We start from the raw sequence: 12615 nt of genomic DNA on the forward strand, positions 1-12615 counted from the left end.
GCGCATCATTTCATCGCACCCGCATCCCCGGCACCGCACCCGGCCAAGGTTCCAGCACGTGGATTCCTGGATTGGCTTTTTCGTCCGCATGACTCGCGGCGAGCACCATGCCTTCGCTGATGCCGAACTTCATCTTGCGAGGCGCCAAGTTGGCGACCAGCACGGTCAGCTTGCCGACCAGTTGTGCGGGTTGGTAGGCTGAGGCGATGCCGCTGAACACGTTGCGCATCTTGCCCTCGCCCGCATCGAGCGTGAGCCGCAGCAGCTTGGTCGACCCTTCGACTTTTTCGCATGCAACGATCTTTGCAATGCGCAAATCGATTTTGGTGAAATCGTCGATCGTGATGGTCGAAGCGATGGCTTCGCCGCCCGGCGCGAAGTCGGCCACCACGGTTTCTACTTCGGTCTTCGGATCGGTCACGGGCACGGCCGCTTCGTTGGGCTCGAACAATACGTCGAGCACCTTGGCATCGACGCGCTGCATCAGGTGCTTGTAGTCGCCGATCACGTGTCCCGCAGCAAGGGGATGGATAGCATCGACCCAAGTCAACGGCTCGATGGCGAGAAACGCCTCGACGTTCAACGCCAGTGCCGGTAGCACCGGCTTCAGGTAGAGCGTGAGCAAACGGAAAGCCTCGATGCACACGGTGCATACGTCGTGCAGCCGCGCTTCCATTCCTTCTTTTTTGGCCAGCTCCCAAGGCTTGTTGGCATCGACGTAAGCATTGACGCGGTCGGCCAACGCCATCGTGTCGCGCAGGGCGCGCGCGAAGTCGCGATCGTCGTACAGCTTGGCGATATCCGCCGCGCCAGCACGCAGCGCCGCGAGCAGTTCGGCGCCATCACCTGACGCCTCGCCCAGCTTGCCCACGAAGCGCTTGCCGATGAATCCCGCCGCGCGGCTCGCGATGTTGATGTACTTGCCGACCAGGTCACTATTGACCCGCGCCACGAAGTCCTCGGGGTTGAAGTCCAGGTCTTCGTTGCGGCCGTTGAGTTTGGCCGCCAGGTAGTAGCGCAGCCATTCCGGATTGAGGCCGACCGACAAATACTTGAGCGGGTCGATGCCGGTGCCGCGGCTCTTGCTCATCTTCTCGCCGCTGACCGTCAAGTGGCCGTGCACATAGATCGCGTCGGGCGTCTTGCGGCCGCTGAAGTGCAGCATGGCGGGCCAGAACAGCGTGTGGAAGGTGATGATGTCCTTGCCGATGAAGTGCACCTGCTCCAAATCGGGGTCGGCCATGTACTCGGTGTACGAGATGCCATCGCCACCGAGCTCGATACAGCGCTTGTCCAACAAGTTCTTTAGCGACGCGAGGTAGCCGACCGGCGCATCCATCCAGACGTAGAAATACTTACCGGGCGCGTCCGGGATTTCAATGCCGAAGTACGGCGCGTCCCGGCTGATGTCCCAGTCGCCCAAACCACCGTTACCGTCTTCGTCCTTGTAGAGCCACTCGCGAATCTTGTTCTGCACCTCGGTCTGCACGTGGCCGGGCGCGGTGGTCCAGTTCTTCAGATACGCCTCGCAACGCGGGTCCGACAGCTTGAAGAAAAAGTGCTCGGAACTGCGCAGCTCGGGCTTCACGCCGGACAGTGCCGAATACGGGTCGATCAGCTCGGTCGGCGCGTACACCGCACCGCACACTTCGCAGTTGTCGCCGTACTGGTCTTTCGAGTGGCACACCGGGCATTCGCCCTTGATGAATCGATCGGCCAAGAACATACCCTTGGCCGCGTCGTAGAACTGCTCGACCGTCTTCACGGTCACCAAGCCTGCCTTGTCGCGCAGGTCGCGGTAGATCTCCTGTGCGAGCTGGTGGTTCTCCGGTGAATCGGTCGTGCTCCAGTTGTCAAAGGCAATATGAAAGCCGTCGAGGTAGGGCTTCCGGCCGGCCGCGATCTCGGCCACGAAGGCCTGCGGCGTGATGCCGGCTTTGTCGGCCGCGATGGTGATGGCGGCTCCGTGCGCGTCGTCGGCACAAACGAAATTGACCTCCGCGCCCTGCATGCGCTGAAACCGCACCCAGATGTCGGCCTGGATGTATTCCATGATGTGGCCGATGTGGAACTTGCCGTTGGCGTAGGGCAGGGCAGTGGTAACGAAGAGCTTGCGCGGGGACATCGAGAGACGCTTTCAGAGGGAGACAGGCATTTTAGGCGGCGTATGCTGCCTGGCAGCGTGCCCGCTCGGGCGCCCCCATTTCCCTGAACTGTCGAGAGGCTTCATGACGTCCATCACCATCCCTGCAACCCTCATCCCCGGCGACGGCATCGGCCCCGAAATCGTCGACGCCACGCTGGCCGCACTCGATGCGCTGCAAACCCCGTTCGAATGGGACAGCCAGGTCGCAGGCCTCGGCGGCGTCCAGCTGGCCGGCGACCCGCTGCCGGCCGCCACGCTGGACAGCATCCGGCGTACGCGCCTCGCACTGAAAGGCCCACTCGAAACACCGTCGGGCGGCGGCTACCGCTCGTCGAACGTGCGTCTGCGCGAAGAGTTCCAGCTCTATGCCAACCTGCGCCCGGCGCGCACCGTCATTCCGGGCGGGCGCTTCGACAAGATCGACTTGTTGGTGGTGCGCGAAAACCTCGAGGGTCTCTACATCGGCCACGAGCACTATGTGCGCATCGACGACGATCCGCACGCGGTCGGCATGGCCACCGGCATCAACACGCGGCAAGGCTGTCGCCACATCCTCAAATACGCCTTCGACACCGCCATCGCCACCGGCCGCAAGAAGGTGACGCTGGTGCACAAGGCCAACATCATGAAGGTGCTGACCGGGCTGTTCCTCGAGACCGGCCTGCAGATGTACGAAGACGCGCAATACAAGGGGAAGTTCGAGCTCGACACCATCATCGTGGACGCCTGCGCGATGAAACTGGTGCTCAACCCGTGGCAGTTCGACATGCTGGTAACCACCAATCTTTTCGGAGACATCCTGTCCGACTTGGTGGCTGGTTTGGTCGGTGGACTGGGCATGGCGCCGGGGGCCAACATCGGTGCGGATGCGGCCATCTTCGAAGCGGTGCATGGCTCTGCGCCCGACATCGCCGGCAAGGGCATCGCCAACCCGATTGCGCTGCTGCTGGCCTCGGCCTTGATGCTCGACCACTGCAAGCTGCCCCAGCTGGCGACGCGGCTGCGAAGCGCGATCGACCAGACGCTCAACATCGACAAGGTGCGGACCGGCGACCTCGGCGGCACCGCGAACACGGCGGCCTTCACCAAGGCGCTGGTCGCCCGCATCAACGGAGGCTGAAGCGCATGGCGCAACCTCTGCCAACGCTGTCGCTGCTCGAAACCCGCGTGCTCGGCGTGCTCGCCGAAAAGCAGCGCACCGTGCCCGACAGCTATCCGCTCACGCTCAACGTGCTGGTGTCGGGCTGCAACCAGAAGACCAGTCGCAACCCGGTGATCGAGTCGACCGATACCGAAGTGCAGGGCGCCATCGACAGCCTGAAGGGCTACAGCCTGGTGAGCGAAACCAGCGGCGGCCGGAGCTTTCGGTATGCGCACAATGCCGACCGTGTGCTGCAGGTGCCGTCGCAGTCGATCATCTTGTTGACCGTGCTGATGCTGCGTGGCCCGCAGACGCCAGGCGAGTTGCGCATCGCTTGCGACCGCATGCACAATTTTGCCGATATCTCGTCAGTCGAGGGCTTCCTGGACGAGCTGGCGGCGCGACCCGCGGGCGCGTTGGTGATGAAGCTGGCACGCTTGCCCGGTGCGCGCGAAAGTCGATGGGCACAGCTGCTCAGCGGCACGCCGGCGGAAGATGCAGCACGGCCCGAGTCGACTGCGAGCGGCGATGTGTCGCTGGGCGAAGTCGCTGCGCTCAAGGCCAACGTGGCGCGGCTCGAAGCCGAAGTCGCCGATCTGAAAGCGCTCGTCGCCCGCATTTGTTCCGAGCTCGGGATGACCTGATCCCGGCCTAAGGAATGACCGGAGCAGCCACTGAAGACGGGGGTGCGCACTAGACTACCCGCCAATCAGGAGTTATCCATGGCAGTTACCCAAGAGGCGCTGATCGCCGCGCTCAAGCCGGTCGTCGATCCCAATACCGGCAAATCTTTCGTCGACAGCAAATCGCTGAAGAACGTGCAGATCGCGGACGGCGACGTTTCTTTCGACCTCGAACTCGGCTACCCGGCCAAAAGCCAATACCCGGCGCTGCGCAAAGCGCTCGTCGCGGCGGCCAAATCATTGCCGGGCATCGACAACGTGTCGGTCAACATCACCCTGAACGTGGTGAGCCATGCGGTGCAGCGTGGCGTCCAGCTGATGCCCAATGTCAAGAACATCATTGCGGTTGCGTCGGGCAAGGGCGGTGTCGGCAAGAGCACCACCGCCACCAATCTGGCATTGGCGCTGGCCGCCGAAGGCGCTTCGGTCGGCCTGCTCGATGCCGACATCTATGGCCCGAGCCAGCCGATGATGATGGGCATCGAAGGCAAGCCTCCCAGCATCGACGGCAAGACGATGGAGCCGATGCGCAACTACGGCGTGCAGGTGATGTCGATCGGTTTTCTGGTCGACCAGGACCAGGCCATGATCTGGCGCGGCCCGATGGCGACGCAGGCGCTCGACCAGCTCCTGCGCCAGACCAACTGGAAAGACCTCGACTACCTGATCGTCGACATGCCGCCCGGCACCGGTGACATCCAGCTGACGCTCAGCCAGCGCGTACCGATGACCGGCGCTGTGATTGTCACCACGCCGCAGGACATCGCACTGCTCGATGCGCGCAAGGGCATCAAGATGTTCGAGAAGGTCGGCGTGCCGATCCTCGGCATCGTCGAGAACATGGCAGTGCACGTCTGCTCCAACTGTGGCCAGGTGGAGCACATCTTCGGCGCCGACGGCGGCAAGAAGATGGCGGCGCAGTACGACATGGCGTACCTGGGCGCGCTGCCGCTCGATATCAATATTCGCCTGCAGGCCGACAGCGGCAAGCCGACGGTGGTGGCCGATCCCGATGGCGAAGTGGCGGGGCTCTATAAGGCGGTGGCGCGCCAGGTCGCAGTCGGCATCGCGGAAAAGGCGAAGGACTTTTCGGCCAAGTTCCCGACCATCTCGATCAGCAAAAACACCTGAAGACTCAGGGCGCGTCGAAGCAATGAACCTGCTCGCCTCGATGCGCTACCTGGTCGCGTTGAGCGAGCACCGCCATTTCGGCCGGGCGGCCGAGGCGTCGCACATCACGCAGCCGGCGTTGTCGAACGCATTGCGCGCACTCGAAGACGAGTTCGGCGTGGTCATCGTCAAGCGGGGCCGCGCGTATGTCGGCCTTACGCACGAAGGCGAGCGCGTGCTGGCGACAGGCCAGCGCATGCTGCGCGACAACGAGGTGCTGCAGCAGGAACTGCGCAGCGACGAGGCGCACCCGCGCGGGAACCTGCGGATGGCGGCGGTGCCCACCGCCATTCCGATGCTGGCACGCTTTGCCGCGATGCTCCAGCAGCGGCAGCCGGGCATCGTGCCGACGGTTCTTTCGATGAGCTCGCAGCAACTCGAAATGGGCCTGGAGAACCTGTCGCTCGACCTCGCGCTGGGCTACACCGAACGCATGCGGCTGAAAAACGTGAAGCTCACCGCCTGGCCGCAGAGCATCGAGCACTACTACCTGTTGCGCCGCGCGGCCAAGCCTTCGAAAGACAAGCTCGCCATCGGCGCACCGATGCGATGGGCCGATGCCGGCGCGCTGCCCCTGTGCCTGCTCACGCCCGACATGCACAACCGCACGATCATCGATCTGGCACTGCGCGAGGCCGGCGTGGAACTCGCGCCGGCGATCGAGACCAACTCCGTCTTGGCGCTGGCGCTCGCGGTGATCGCGGGTGACGTGTGCAGCGTGCTGCCGGGCGCCATGGTCGCTGCCGTGCGCGGGTTGCGCGAGCTCGAGGCATTGCCGTTGGTCGAGCCTGAAGTGCGCACACCGATCGGCTTTTTGACGCAAGACGGCGTGCGGCCGTCACGCGCGCTCGGAGCGGCGCTCGAATTGCTGCAAACCCCCGAGTGGAAGGCGCAGGTCGCCCAGCACAGCGGCGCGCTGGACGCGTAGCAGACGACGCGCCGTTCGGCTATCGTGACGACGATGTCAGTTCCAGCCACCGCTCTCACCGTCCCCACCTCGGCCACCGCACGACGCAACGCTTCCGGCGAGGTGTCGATCCCACCGGTCGAGCGCCGCGCCGTTCGCGTCTACGGCGAAAAATCCGTACCCGCCGAGGGCCTGGTGCGCGACGACACGCTCGCCGCCGAAGTGCCCGTCGCACTTGTCTTCAACGGCGTTTCGCACGCGGTGATGATGGCGACGCCGCAAGACCTCGAAGCCTTCGCGCTCGGCTTTGCACTGAGCGAAGGCATCCTCGACACTGCATCCGATTGCCGCGGTATTGAGGTCGTGTCGATCGCGGCGCGCGATGCTGGCTTGCCCGACGGCATGCCCGGCATCGAAGTGCAGCTCGATATTTCGACGCGCAGCTTCGAGCGCCTGAAAGACCGGCGCCGCAGCCTCGCGGGCCGCACCGGTTGCGGCATCTGCGGCGTCGAAAGCTTTGCGGCGCTCGACCTCACGCCGCTGCCATTGCCACCGCGCGACTGGATCGAGCGCATCGACCTCTCGACCGTGCTGCGGGCTTTCGAAGCGCTGCCGCCGCGGCAGACGCTGAACCGCGAAGCCGGGGCCATTCACGCAGCCGGCTGGGCCACGATCGAAGGCGATCTCATCGAAGTGATGGAAGACGTCGGCCGTCACAACGCGCTCGACAAACTGCTCGGCCACCTCGCACAAACCGGGCAGCTGGGCGAGCCAGGTTTCGTGCTGATGTCGAGCCGCGGCAGCCACGAGCTGGTGCGCAAGTGCGCGCGATTGGGATTGAGCGCGATGGCGACCATCTCGGCGCCCACCGCGATGGGCGTGCGCATGGCCGAACTCACCGGCCTTCGGCTGTGGGGCTTGTGCCGTGCGCCGCGCGCAGTGCTCTATGCATCGGGCGCTTAAAGCCCCAGTACCGCTTCTGCCGCCCGGTCGATCCCTTCAGCCGACAACTCCGCCGCAGGCACTTTGGCACGCCCGGTCCACTGCGCGAAGTGCAGTGATTGCGACTTCTCGTAGTGCGGGTCGTAGTGCAGTGCCATCAATTCAGCGAACAACGGCGACAGCTCACCGCCCCTTGCCCATGCCTGCCAACGCGCCACCGTCTCCTTGCCCTGCGCCTCTTTGAGCTTGCCGAGCTGCGTTGCCAGCAACTCTGCGTCATCGCCGAGGTACGCGTAGTCGCGCAGCAGATAGGCGAGGCGGGCTTCGGCACTGGCTTCGATCTCGATACACGGCGCCGCCCGCATATTGCCGACCAACGGGATCGGCACCGATAACCGCCCGATGCGTGCGCTCTCGCCCTCGACATACAGCGGCTTCGACAGATCGAGTGCTTCAAACGCCGTCGCGATGAGCGTCTCGAAGTGCTTTTGCGATGGCTGTTGGATGCCGGGTAGCGCGCCGAGCAGCGACCCCTTGTGGCGCGCGCAATCTTCCAGGTCGAACACCTGCGCACCACGCGCAGCCATGGCTTGCAGCACGCGCGTCTTGGCGCTGCCGGTCGGCCCGCAGATGATGCGCAGGTCGAGCTGCGGCGACATCGTTTCGATCAGTGTCAGCACCTCGCGCCGGAAGCTCTTGTAGCCGCCGGCCAATTGCTTGGCGTCCCAGCCGACCAGCCGCAACCAGCTGACCATCGACCCGCTGCGCAAGCCCCCGCGCCAGCAATAGACCAGCGGCTTCCACTTGGCCGGCTTGTCGGCGAACTGTTCGCGCAGATGCTTTGCCAGGTTGGCCGCGACCATCGCGCCACCCACGCGCCGGGCCTCGAAAGCGCCGGTCTGCTTGTAGATGGTGCCGACGATGCGTCGCTCGTCGTCGTCGAGCACCGGGCAGTTGATGGCGCCCGGAATATGGTCGAGCGCGAACTCCGCAGGCGAGCGGGCATCGATGACCGTTTCGAAGGTCTTGCGGTCGCCGACTTCGGTGGGTTTTCTATGCATAGGCTGGCCCCAGAACGCGCCGCAACCGGGCGCTCGCGAAATCGACGATGGCCACGAGCACGAACATCGCGATCAGCACGGTCATCGCCTGTTGTTGTTGAAAGATCGAAAGGTGAAAGTACAAAAGTTGCCCCAAGCCGCCACCACCGACAAAGCCGAGCACTGCGGCCATGCGAATATTCATCTCCCAACGGTACAGCGTATAGGCCAGCCATTGCGGCATCACGATGGGCAAACTTGCGTAGCCGAAGGCGGCGATGCTGCCCGAGCCCGCAAGGACCAGCGCCTGTTCGGGTTCGCGCGGCGCGTTCTCAAGGCTTTCGGCAAAGAGGCGGCCGAGTACGCCGGTCGTGTGCAGCGCCAGCGCCAGCGCGCCGGCAAAAGGCCCGATGCCGGCCGCCAGCACCATCAGCGCAGCCCAGACCAACTCGGGCACACTGCGCAAGAAATTCAGCAAGAAGCGCGTCGCGCTCTGCGGCACCACGCCCCAGCGGCCCGAGGCAGGCAAGGCCAGCACCGCGCCGACCAGTGCCGCGAGCAGCGTGCCGACGGCCGACACCGCCAGCGTCTGCAGGGTGCCCCAGCCGACCTTGCCCAAGAACGCCGGCGACACGTCCGGTGGAAAGAACTCGGCGATGAATTTCGCCATGAGCCGCAGCGATTCGCCCGAGCCCAGCGCGCGAAAGTCGATGCCCAGATAGACGAAGCTGGCGACCACCGCCACGAGCACCAGCCCGATGGCCGTCCAGCAGCGCAGGCAAGGCGATGGCGGGGGGGGCAAGTCAGGAGAAGCGCTCATGCGAGCAGCTTGCGCAACAGGGTGCTCAGCATGTCGGCAAACAACACGAGCGCCAGGAACACCAGCAGGATGCTGCTGGCCTCGCCGCCGGCCAGCATCTTCATCGACTGGTCCATCAGCTGGCCGAGCCCGCCGGCGCCGACGAAGCCCATCACCACCGACGCGCGCACCGCGCATTCCCATCGATAGACGGTGTACGACGCCAGCTCTTGCCCGGTGTTGGGCAACAGGCCGTAGAGCAGCGCGGCAACGCGCCCGCTGCCGCCTTCGAGTAGCGCGCGCGCGGGCCGCGTGTCGGTCGACTCTAAGATCTCCGAGTAAACCTTGCCCAGCATGCCGCCGTAGGTGATGGCCAGCGCCAGCACACCCGCGGCGGGGCCGAGCCCGAGTGCGCGCACGAAGATCAGCGCCCAGACGATTTCAGGAATGGCGCGCAGCACCATCAGCACCGATCGGCCTGCTTGCCGCACGACCACAGATCGCACCCGGCCCGGCCCCGGCCCGATGCGCGACACCGACAGCGCCCGCGTGGTGATGAAGGCGAGCGGCGCTGCGATGACGAAGGCAAGGGCTGTTCCGGCAGTCGCCATCGCCACCGTTTCGAGCGTTGCCTTCTGTAGCAGCTTCAGGAACTCGGGTTCGGTCGATGGCGGAAAGAAGCCCGCCAGAAAGCCGCTCATGACCGACAGGTTGCCGGGCGCGAACAGCGCAGCCGGGTTGAACTCGGCCAACTGCAGCATTGGCCAGCACAACACCAGCGCTAAGACGAGCCAGCCGAGGCGACGCTGCGCCAGCGGATCGCGCAGAGTGCGCTCCGGGGCGCGTGCCGGGATAGGCACCGGGATAGTCATGCGCGGCAGACTGCGAGATGCATCGGCACTGCGCTGTCGGCAGCGCCTTGCGCGGTGTGCTCGTTCGCATACAACGCCGTCAACATCTCCTGCGTGACCTCGTCCCTCGGCCTGTCGAACACGACGCGCCCTTCGCGCATGCCGACGATGCGCGGGAACCAGTGCAGTGCCAGGTCGACCGCATGCAGCGAGGCGATGAAGGTGGCACCGGTCGCTTCGCTCTGCGCGACTAACTCGCGCAGCGTGGCATCTGCCAGCGTCGGGTCGAGGGCGGAAACGGGCTCGTCGGCGAGCAGCAACGCCGGTCGCTGGTACATCGCCCGCGCCACGCCCACGCGTTGCAACTGCCCGCCGGAGAGCCGGTCGCAGCGGTCGAACAACCGGTCCTGGAGCGACACGCGCGTCAGCGCTTCGTGCGCGCCGGCGATGTCCGATGGGTGCAACAGCGACGCAATGGCGCGCGGCAGCGTCCATTCCCCCAAGCGCCCCGACAGCACCGCAGTCACCACGCGCAGCCGCGGCGCGATGGGCGGCGCCTGGTGCACGGTCGCGATGCGTGCGCGCAGTTTGCGCAACGCGGACGGCGACAGTTTCCAGGGATCGACGTCGAGCACCGCGACACGCCCTTCGACCGGATGAAGGGCCGCACCCAGCACGCGCATCAGCGTTGTCTTGCCTGCGCCCGAAGGCCCGATCACCGCCAGCCTTTCGCCGGCACCCGCCGACAGCGAAATGCCGGTCAGCGCACGGTGTCCGTTGGCATGAACGAAACCGACGCCGTCGAGCGCGACGCTCACTTGATCAGGCCAGCCGATTTGCCAGCGGTCTCGATGCTGTCGTAGTTGGACGATTGGGTCGGAATGAACTTGCTGGCGCGTTGCAGGCCCATGATTTCCTTCTGTGCCGGATTGGCCGGGTCCAGCTTCAGGAAGGCATCGGTCAGCTTCTTCTGCAGCGCCGGGTCCATGCCGGGGCGTACCGTCCAGTTGTAGTCGTAGAAAGGCGGCGTGGTCGCCAGCACGCGCACCTTGGCGGCATTCGGGTTTTTGGACTCCACCAGCTTGTCCCACACCGATGCGTTGAGCACGCCGGCCTCGGCGCGCGACGCGGCCACGAAGGCCACGGTGGCGTCGTGCGCGCCCGAAAACGCGACCGTCTTGAAGTCTTTTTCCGGGTCGATGCCGGCCTGCAGCAAAAAGTAGCGCGGCATCAGGCTGCCCGAAGTCGACGACGGCGCGCCGAAAGCGAAAGTCTTGCCTTTGAGGTCGGCCAGCGTCCTCGCGGTGCTGTCGATCGGCACGATGAACTTGCTGGTGAACACCTCGTCTTCAGCGCGCTGCACGATCGGCACCACGCCGCCGTTGGTGCGAATGCGCGCCTGCACGTAGGTGAAGCCGCCAAGCCACGCCAAGTCGATCTTGTTGGAGGCGAGGCCCTCGACCACGGCGGCGTAGTCGGTCACGGGCGTGAACACCACGTCCATGCCCGTTTCCTTCTTCAGGTAGTCGCCCAGTGGCGTGAACTTGCGCTGCAGCTCGGTCGGCGCTTCGTCGGGGATGGCGGACACGCGCAGCACGTTGGCGCTCTGGGCGAGCGCACCGAGGGCTGCGAACGAAACGGAAAACGCGAGCACGAAACGAGCGATTACGTGGGGAAATGTCTTCATGGGGGAAATGTCCTGCTTAGATAATGCACGTCATGAAACCAACGCTGATGAACCCGCTGGCGCCGCTGCGCCTCACGAACTTTTCTCATGGTGGCGGCTGCGGCTGCAAGATCGCGCCGGGTGTGCTGTCGCAAATTCTAAAGAGCGGCGGCAGCGGACTGATTCCGAAGGAATTGATGGTCGGCATCGAGACCGCCGACGACGCCGCCGTGTACCGCCTGAACGACGAACAGGCGCTCATCGCGACCACCGACTTCTTCATGCCGATCGTCGATGACCCGTATGAGTTCGGCCGCATCGCAGCCACCAACGCCATCAGCGACGTGTACGCCATGGGCGGCAAACCCATCATGGCGCTGGCGTTGGTCGCCATGCCCATCGACAAGCTGCCCGTCGAAGTCATCGGCGAGATCGTGCGCGGCGGCCAGGACGTGTGTCGCGCGGCCGGCATCCCCATCGCGGGCGGCCACACCATCGATTCGGTCGAGCCGATCTACGGCCTGGTCGTGATGGGCCTGGTGCATCCCGATCGCGTGCGCCGCAATACCGGCGCCAAGGCCGGCGATGTGCTGATCCTCGGCAAACCGCTCGGCGTCGGCGTGCTGTCGGCGGCGCTGAAGAAGGAGCAGTTGTCAGAGGCCGGATATCGGCAATTGATCGACACGACGACCAAGCTCAACACGCCAGGGATCGCACTGGCGCAACTCGACGGCGTGCATGCACTGACGGATGTGACCGGCTTCGGCCTGGCCGGCCATGTGCTGGAACTGGCGCGGGGTGCGGGGCTGACTGCCGTGATCGAGTGGTCGAAGGTGCCGCTGCTGGAGGGCGTCGAAGCGATGGTGGCTGAAGGCTTCGTGACCGGGGCTTCGGGGCGGAACTGGGAAGGCTACGGCGCTGATGTCCAGTTGGCGGAGGGACTTCCGAAGACTGCGCAGAGTCTGTTGAGTGATCCGCAGACTTCGGGGGGGCTGTTGGTGAGTTGTTCGGCAGAAGCGGTGGACGTTGTGCTGGAGGTGTTCAGGGCCGAAGGGTTTGGCGGCGCTGCTGTTGTTGGGCGGATCGAGAGCGGGTCTGCGGGTCTGCGGGTCCACTTCTGAGCCGTGAACGCCGGGAGTGTCTGAATTTTTGTGTTTCGAGGCGGGTTGATTGAACTCTGTCTCGCCTGATTTCTCATCTGTTTTCAGGCCCCTGCCAGGCCGCCGGAGGCGCCTTGGTTGAGCCATGTCTTCATGGATCAACCTCCTGC

12 protein-coding genes are annotated in these 12615 nt (G+C 64.9%); 6 read left to right on the top strand and 6 right to left on the bottom strand.

Annotated features, from left to right (window positions below; all coding sequences use genetic code 11):
- Positions 1-10 precede the first annotated feature (10 nt).
- Positions 11-2125: a methionine--tRNA ligase gene (metG, locus tag RCH10_RS08085; RefSeq protein WP_409051970.1), complete on the bottom strand. Its 2115-nt coding sequence runs from the start codon at positions 2123-2125 to the stop codon at positions 11-13.
- A gap of 103 nt (positions 2126-2228) precedes the next feature.
- Between metG and RCH10_RS08090 the strand changes: the two genes are divergently transcribed.
- From RCH10_RS08090 to fdhD, 5 genes are all read left to right on the top strand, one after another.
- A complete protein-coding gene (locus RCH10_RS08090) occupies positions 2229-3266 on the top strand; it encodes an isocitrate/isopropylmalate dehydrogenase family protein (protein ID WP_409051971.1) in 1038 nt (345 codons plus the stop codon).
- 5 nt (positions 3267-3271) lie between these two features.
- Complete coding sequence (locus tag RCH10_RS08095) at positions 3272-3931, top strand: YceH family protein (RefSeq protein ID WP_409051972.1); 660 nt, start codon at positions 3272-3274, stop codon at positions 3929-3931.
- Positions 3932-4009: 78 nt separating this feature from the next.
- The gene (apbC, locus tag RCH10_RS08100) at positions 4010-5101 is read left to right on the top strand and encodes an iron-sulfur cluster carrier protein ApbC (protein ID WP_409051973.1); all 1092 of its coding nucleotides are present in this window, start codon (positions 4010-4012) and stop codon (positions 5099-5101) included.
- Positions 5102-5123: 22 nt separating this feature from the next.
- Complete coding sequence (locus RCH10_RS08105) at positions 5124-6068, top strand: LysR substrate-binding domain-containing protein (RefSeq protein WP_409051974.1); 945 nt, start codon at positions 5124-5126, stop codon at positions 6066-6068.
- Between the two features lie 33 nt (positions 6069-6101).
- The gene (gene fdhD, locus RCH10_RS08110) at positions 6102-7010 is read left to right on the top strand and encodes a formate dehydrogenase accessory sulfurtransferase FdhD (RefSeq protein WP_409051975.1); all 909 of its coding nucleotides are present in this window, start codon (positions 6102-6104) and stop codon (positions 7008-7010) included.
- Here the strand turns inward: fdhD and mnmH are convergent.
- The 5 genes from mnmH to RCH10_RS08135 are packed head-to-tail and all read right to left on the bottom strand — an operon-like array spanning position 7007 to position 11366.
- Positions 7007-8050 (bottom strand): tRNA 2-selenouridine(34) synthase MnmH, encoded by a 1044-nt coding sequence (gene mnmH, locus RCH10_RS08115; protein ID WP_409051976.1) that lies wholly within the window; start codon positions 8048-8050, stop codon positions 7007-7009. The genes fdhD and mnmH overlap by 4 nt on opposite strands.
- Entirely contained in the window at positions 8043-8849 is an 807-nt protein-coding gene (gene phnE, locus RCH10_RS08120; protein WP_409051977.1) for a phosphonate ABC transporter, permease protein PhnE, read from the bottom strand. The genes mnmH and phnE overlap by 8 nt, the downstream gene beginning before the upstream one ends.
- On the bottom strand, positions 8846-9700 hold the full coding sequence (locus RCH10_RS08125; RefSeq protein ID WP_409051978.1) for a PhnE/PtxC family ABC transporter permease: 855 nt from the start codon (positions 9698-9700) through the stop codon (positions 8846-8848). Before RCH10_RS08125 ends, phnE begins: the two co-directional genes overlap by 4 nt.
- Complete coding sequence (locus RCH10_RS08130; RefSeq protein ID WP_409051979.1) at positions 9697-10497, bottom strand: phosphonate ABC transporter ATP-binding protein; 801 nt, start codon at positions 10495-10497, stop codon at positions 9697-9699. Before RCH10_RS08130 ends, RCH10_RS08125 begins: the two co-directional genes overlap by 4 nt.
- Positions 10494-11366, bottom strand: a complete 873-nt coding sequence (locus RCH10_RS08135; RefSeq protein WP_409051980.1) for a putative selenate ABC transporter substrate-binding protein — start codon at positions 11364-11366, stop codon at positions 10494-10496. Before RCH10_RS08135 ends, RCH10_RS08130 begins: the two co-directional genes overlap by 4 nt.
- Positions 11367-11398: 32 nt before the next feature.
- Here RCH10_RS08135 and selD point away from each other — a divergent pair, with 32 nt between their 5' ends.
- Positions 11399-12466 (top strand): selenide, water dikinase SelD, encoded by a 1068-nt coding sequence (gene selD / locus RCH10_RS08140; protein ID WP_409051981.1) that lies wholly within the window; start codon positions 11399-11401, stop codon positions 12464-12466.
- Positions 12467-12615 lie beyond the last annotated feature (149 nt).

Source organism: Variovorax sp. GrIS 2.14 (genome assembly GCF_046115955.1).
Lineage (GTDB): Bacteria > Pseudomonadota > Gammaproteobacteria > Burkholderiales > Burkholderiaceae_C > Variovorax.

What these genes read in the sequence shown, in the direction of transcription:
- metG (WP_409051970.1), bottom strand. Translation starts at nt 2,125, where the DNA reads ATGTCCCCGCGCAAGCTCTTCGTTACCACTGCCCTGCCCTACGCCAAC.
- RCH10_RS08090 (WP_409051971.1), top strand. Translation starts at nt 2,229, where the DNA reads ATGACGTCCATCACCATCCCTGCAACCCTCATCCCCGGCGACGGCATC.
- RCH10_RS08095 (WP_409051972.1), top strand. Translation starts at nt 3,272, where the DNA reads ATGGCGCAACCTCTGCCAACGCTGTCGCTGCTCGAAACCCGCGTGCTC.
- apbC (WP_409051973.1), top strand. Translation starts at nt 4,010, where the DNA reads ATGGCAGTTACCCAAGAGGCGCTGATCGCCGCGCTCAAGCCGGTCGTC.
- RCH10_RS08105 (WP_409051974.1), top strand. Translation starts at nt 5,124, where the DNA reads ATGAACCTGCTCGCCTCGATGCGCTACCTGGTCGCGTTGAGCGAGCAC.
- fdhD (WP_409051975.1), top strand. Translation starts at nt 6,102, where the DNA reads ATGTCAGTTCCAGCCACCGCTCTCACCGTCCCCACCTCGGCCACCGCA.
- mnmH (WP_409051976.1), bottom strand. Translation starts at nt 8,050, where the DNA reads ATGCATAGAAAACCCACCGAAGTCGGCGACCGCAAGACCTTCGAAACG.
- phnE (WP_409051977.1), bottom strand. Translation starts at nt 8,849, where the DNA reads ATGAGCGCTTCTCCTGACTTGCCCCCCCCGCCATCGCCTTGCCTGCGC.
- RCH10_RS08125 (WP_409051978.1), bottom strand. Translation starts at nt 9,700, where the DNA reads ATGACTATCCCGGTGCCTATCCCGGCACGCGCCCCGGAGCGCACTCTG.
- RCH10_RS08135 (WP_409051980.1), bottom strand. Translation starts at nt 11,366, where the DNA reads ATGAAGACATTTCCCCACGTAATCGCTCGTTTCGTGCTCGCGTTTTCC.
- selD (WP_409051981.1), top strand. Translation starts at nt 11,399, where the DNA reads ATGAAACCAACGCTGATGAACCCGCTGGCGCCGCTGCGCCTCACGAAC.